This is a genomic window from Candidatus Thiopontia autotrophica (assembly GCF_982804495.1).
Genome location: NZ_CEYDPX010000041.1, coordinates 1 through 4487 on the forward strand (window position 1 = coordinate 1; position 4487 = coordinate 4487).

The 4487-nt window shown below is 51.3% G+C and carries 5 protein-coding genes and 2 tRNA genes; 3 read left to right on the forward strand and 4 right to left on the reverse strand.

The genetic code is table 11. The annotated features are described in order from the left end of the window. From AC3ZFK_RS08125 to AC3ZFK_RS08135, 3 genes are all read right to left on the reverse strand, one after another. On the reverse strand, nt 1-541 hold a 541-nt coding region (locus tag AC3ZFK_RS08125), incomplete at its 3' end, for a UDP-2,3-diacylglucosamine diphosphatase (RefSeq protein WP_489433783.1). A 10-nt stretch (nt 542-551) separates the two neighbouring features. Further along, the gene (locus tag AC3ZFK_RS08130) at nt 552-1043 is read right to left on the reverse strand and encodes a peptidylprolyl isomerase (RefSeq protein ID WP_487507172.1); all 492 of its coding nucleotides are present in this window, start codon (nt 1041-1043) and stop codon (nt 552-554) included. 57 nt (nt 1044-1100) lie between these two features. Next, nucleotides 1101-1601, reverse strand: a complete 501-nt coding sequence (locus tag AC3ZFK_RS08135) for a peptidylprolyl isomerase (RefSeq protein ID WP_487507174.1) — start codon at nt 1599-1601, stop codon at nt 1101-1103. 211 nt (nt 1602-1812) lie between these two features. On the opposite strand from AC3ZFK_RS08135, the gene cysS reads away from it, so the two are divergent. Continuing rightward, the gene (cysS, locus tag AC3ZFK_RS08140) at nt 1813-3204 is read left to right on the forward strand and encodes a cysteine--tRNA ligase (protein WP_487507170.1); all 1392 of its coding nucleotides are present in this window, start codon (nt 1813-1815) and stop codon (nt 3202-3204) included. 136 nt (nt 3205-3340) lie between these two features. On the opposite strand, the gene folD is transcribed toward cysS, so the two are convergent. Beyond that, complete coding sequence (folD, locus tag AC3ZFK_RS08145; protein WP_487507169.1) at nt 3341-4198, reverse strand: bifunctional methylenetetrahydrofolate dehydrogenase/methenyltetrahydrofolate cyclohydrolase FolD; 858 nt, start codon at nt 4196-4198, stop codon at nt 3341-3343. A 118-nt stretch (nt 4199-4316) separates the two neighbouring features. Here folD and AC3ZFK_RS08150 point away from each other — a divergent pair. Further along, nucleotides 4317-4393 (forward strand) — tRNA-Pro (locus tag AC3ZFK_RS08150). Nucleotides 4394-4405: 12 nt separating this feature from the next. Continuing rightward, a tRNA-Arg gene (locus tag AC3ZFK_RS08155) sits at nt 4406-4482 on the forward strand. The last annotated feature ends 5 nt before the right edge of the window (nt 4483-4487 follow it).

Genomic DNA, 4487 nt, shown 5'->3' on the forward strand with positions numbered 1-4487 from the left:
GTATAACCTCGGATTTGGTTACATCCATTATCTCCTGCGTTTTTTCGCCCTTGTCATAATCACTGCGGGCACGTAGCTTCTGGCCTATTCTGGTGCGTATAGATATTGGCAGGTGGAGCATGATCCACTGAATCAGTGGGTTGCGGATAAAGTTACGGTAGCGTTGATAGCTTGTATCATCTATACAGAGTTGATCTCCATGCATCAAAAGTATGCGAGAGCCATCTGTTTCAAGCAGATATGGGTCCGAGATCAGCTTGCAGCCACTCTGCTGCTCAAACCTCTCTCCAAGAAGAAAGTCACGGTTGCCATGTTGAATGTAGATGGGTGTTCCGCTACTGGTGACACCATGCAGCGCCTGCAGTATAGATTCTGATTCGGGCGCTGAGAGGTCATCACCAAGCCAGATCTCAAACAGGTCACCCAGAATGTAGAGGGCATCGTGTCGGCTGGCATCACTTTCGAGAAAGTGGAGAAAACGCTCCACCGTCTCCGGCTGACTGGCAGAGAGGTGGAGGTCGGCAATAAAGCAGGTGGACATCTCCTGCAGACTACTCCTCTACAGACACCTTCTCGATGACCACATCCTCTTTGGGAACATCATCATGGAAGCCGTGGCTGCCGGTCTCTACCTTCTCGATCTCACGAACAATATCCATCCCTTCGACAACCTTGCCAAACACACAGTAACCCCAGCCATCTTGACCAGGGTTATTGAGGAAGCTGTTGCTGTTGGTATTAATGAAGAACTGTGCAGTTGCAGAGTGGGGGTCCATGGTACGAGCCATGGCAAGAGTGCCGACATCATTGGCAAGTCCGTTCGCGGCCTCATTCTCAACAGGATCTTTGGTTGTTTTTTCGGTCAGGCCTGGCTCCATGCCACCACCCTGCACCATGAATCCTGGAATTACACGGTGAAAAATTGTGCCGTCATAGAAACCGTCACGACAGTAGCCGAGAAAGTTATCTACAGTCTTGGGGGCTTTGTCGCCGTCCAGTTCAATGGTGATCTCCCCAAGGGATGTTGTCATATTGACTTTCATGTGGTTTTCCTCTGTTTTATGCAAACCTTGTTTGCGCGGATTGTATTCGTAAAAATTTTATTTGGATATCATCTGGATAGACTCGATAACCACCATCTGTTGTGGTGCGTCAGTCCGGAAAGGGCCGCCTGAACCGGTCTCTACCTGCTCAATCTTGCGTACTACATCTATTCCATCTACAACTTTGCCAAATACTGTATAGCCCCAGCCACGTTGAGATTTTCTGGTGTGGTTAAGGAAACGGTTGTTGGCAGTATTGATGAAGAACTGTGCAGTAGCCGAGTGTGGGTCACTGGTGCGTGCCATGGCAATTGTACCTGGCAGGTTCTTCAGGCCGTTGTCCGCCTCATTTGGGATCATGTCATCAGTTGGCCTCTTCTCATAGTCTGTTGTGAAGCCGCCACCTTGAATCATGAAGCCTGGGATAACGCGGTGAAAAATTGTGCTGTTGTAGTGGCCCTTCTCTACGTAGTGGATAAAGTTTATTACGGTGAAAGGTGCACGGGCAGAGTCTAGCTGTAACCTTATATCCCCGTGGTTGGTCTTGATCTCGACCACAGGGGCGTTAGCCGCAATTTCAGGGTTCTTCTCGTTTGCAACTGCAGGTGCTGTAGGTACTACGGTAAAAAGGATTGCACCAACAACAGCAACTGCTGCCCCCAGTTTGATTATATTTTTCTTCATCTGCTTCCTGTCTCTAGTGAAAACTTGGCGCGAATCATAACACTATGAGTGATATTGATCACTTGTGGCGATATAATCTCTCGCCATGTTACAGATCTACAATACTCAGAGTCGCTCCAAGGAGACCTTCAAACCAATCCATGATGGAAAGGTCAACATGTATGTCTGCGGGATGACTGTTTATGACTTCTGTCATGTTGGTCATGCTCGGGTCATGGTCTTCTTTGATGTGGTGGTTCGTTATCTCCGTTCTCGTGGATACGATGTGAACTATGTGCGTAATATTACCGATATTGATGACAAGATTATCAATCGGGCCAATGAGAATGGTGAAGACTTCAATGACCTGGTGGACCGTTTTGTGGCTGCTCTGCATGAGGATGCTGCAGCACTGGGAATTGAACCACCAACCCAGGAGCCACGGGCAACTCACTCGATGGACGAGATTATTGACATGATCGAGAAGCTGATTGCCAACGGCAAGGCATACGTGGTGGAAAATGGTGATGTCTACTGTGAGGTCTCGGAGATTGAGGAGTACGGCAAGCTCTCAGGCAAGAACCTGGAGGATCTGCAGGCCGGTGCTCGAGTCAAGATAGGAGATCTCAAGAGAGATCCGGTGGACTTTGCGCTCTGGAAATCAGCCAAACCGGATGAGCCCAGCTGGGACTCACCATGGGGCAGAGGGCGTCCGGGTTGGCATATTGAGTGTTCGGCCATGTCGACCCAGTGTCTTGGGAACCACTTTGATATCCATGGCGGGGGGATGGATCTGATCTTCCCGCACCATGAGAACGAGATTGCGCAGGCAGAGGGGGCGACCTGCGAGAGCTTCGTCAACTACTGGATGCATGCCGGATTTGTGCGGGTGGATGACGAGAAGATGTCAAAGTCACTGGGGAACTTCTTCACCATACGTGAGGTGTTGCAGAAATATCCAGCCGAGGTGGTTCGCTACTTCCTGCTCACCAGCCACTATCGCAGCCCGCTCAACTACAGCGAAGAGAATCTGCAGAATGCCCAAGCGGCACTCACCCGTTTCTACACTGCGCTGCGTGGAATCGAGACAGGTGGGGTAGAGGCAATTGAGGATAGCGGTTGGGGACAGCGCTTCAATGCGGCGATGGATGATGATTTCAATACCCCGGAGGCACTCTCTGTGCTGTTTGATCTGGTGCGCGAGATCAACCGTCTAGCGAGTGTTCAACCTGAAGCGGCTGCCTCTCATGCATCCCTTCTGAGAGAGCTGGCGGATATTCTTGGGCTGTTGCAGCAGAATCCAGAGCAGTTTCTGCAGGGGGAGGGATCCTCTGAGGGTGGTCTCAGTGATGAGGAGATTGAGCAGTTGATTGAGGATCGCGCAGCTGCACGTACCAACAAGGATTGGGCAGAGTCAGACCGTATTCGTGATCTCTTTGTGGAGCAGGGGATTGTGCTGGAGGATGGTGCCGAGGGTACTACCTGGCGCCGGGGATAGTTTGATATCCCTGCGAAAGTAGTGGTGGTACCGTCCAAGCAACACGCTCAAGTACATCCATGTATCGCTCGACCGTGGCCATCCTGGCCACAGACGGTTGCTTGGACGGTACCACCACCACTTTTGCAGGGATTCCTTAGGTGCCGTGGAAAACCTCGGCCGCCTTCAAGGTGTTTTGTAGCAGGGTGGCAATAGTCATCGGACCGACACCACCGGGTACCGGTGTGATCCAGGAAGCATTTTTGCTTGCACCCTCAAAATCGACATCACCAGTCAGGGTTCCATCATCCAGCCGGTTGATGCCAACATCGATCACCACAGCCCCCTCACGGATCCATTTACCAGGAATGAAGTTTGGTATTCCAACACCAACAACCAGGATCTCGGCACGGCGTACATGAGCCTCTAGGTCCTGCGTCTTGCTGTGGCAGGTGGTTGTGGTGCAGCGGGCAGAGAGTAGCTCCAGGGTCATTGGGCGTCCCACAATATTTGAGGCCCCCACAATTACCGCCTCCTTCCCCTCTAGCAGGATTCCGGTTCGTTCCAGAAGTGTCATTACACCTTTTGGTGTACAGGGACGAAGTACCGGCATCTTTAGAGCTAGCCGGCCCATGTTGTAGGGGTGGAAGCCATCCACATCCTTGTCTGGGTGAATCTCCTCAATAACTGTCTCAGGATCAATGTGTGAAGGTAGGGGAAGCTGAACCAGGATCCCATCAACAGTTGGATCGTTGTTTAACTGATCAACAATTGCAAGTAGCTCTTCCTGGGTGGTTGTCTCTGGTAGATCGTGTTCAATAGAGAGAATGCCGGCAGCTCCACAGCTGTTGCGCTTGTTACGAACATAGACGCCAGAGGCGGGATCACTACCTACCTGGATGACAGCCAGACCTGGCTGACGATGTCCTTTGGCGAGCAGGGAGTCTACCTCTCTACGCACATCCTCCTTGATCTCTGTCGCAATTCCTTTTCCGTCTAGGATAGTCGCACTCATCCTGTTTCTGCTCCGTAACACCATAAATGGTAAAAAAGTTGCAACATTATAGCACTCGATCTTGACCTGCAGACCGTTGATGGTATTATTCGCGCTCGCTGATTTTGTAATCGGTGTTCGGGGTGTAGCGCAGCCTGGTAGCGCGTCTGCTTTGGGAGCAGAATGTCGGGGGTTCGAATCCCTCCACCCCGACCAAATTTAGATACTGCGCCCGTAGCTCATCAGGATAGAGCATCGGCCTTCTAAGCCGAGGGTAGCAGGTTCGAATCCTGCCGGGCGCGCCATTTTT